The 435-nt window shown below is 56.6% G+C and carries 1 protein-coding gene; it reads right to left on the bottom strand.

All coding sequences use genetic code 11. The features are described from left to right. A partial coding sequence (locus SB756_RS28175; RefSeq protein ID WP_410912775.1) for an Ldh family oxidoreductase occupies positions 1–435 on the bottom strand: 435 nt, incomplete at both ends.

Here is a 435-nt window from a genome sequence, read left to right as displayed (position 1 = left end):
GAATAAGACGCCTGAGAGGACGTCAATCATCATCATCAGGCCATACCCTTTTGGCCCGGCGGCGGGGAGCAGAGCATGTACCGCGAACGGATCGGATGTTGGTGCACCGTTTTTATCGACCGCCCAGGTATCCGGGATAGACATATTACGCGAGCGGGCGTCGAGCACTTTTCTCCATGCCTGTACGGTAGTCGCCATATCAAAGGTAAGGATCTCGTCGCCTTCTCCCGGCGCGGCAAAGGCCAGTGGGTTAGTACCGTAGTAAATTTCCGCGCCGCCAAACGGCACCACCATTGGATCGGACTGGCACATCGAAATACCAATTAATCCGGCGCGGGCTGCCTGCTGCACAAAATAAGAGATTGCGCCGCTGTGACCCATCCGGCTGATACCGACCACCGCAACGCCATTTTGCTGGGCGGTTTTGATGGCATG

The sequence above is a fragment of the Pseudomonas sp. SIMBA_068 genome, from assembly GCF_046534705.1.
GTDB classification, from domain to species: domain Bacteria; phylum Pseudomonadota; class Gammaproteobacteria; order Pseudomonadales; family Pseudomonadaceae; genus Aquipseudomonas; species Aquipseudomonas putida.
Note: the sequence above shows the minus strand (reverse complement) of the source record. Positions and strands in the feature narration are given on the sequence as shown.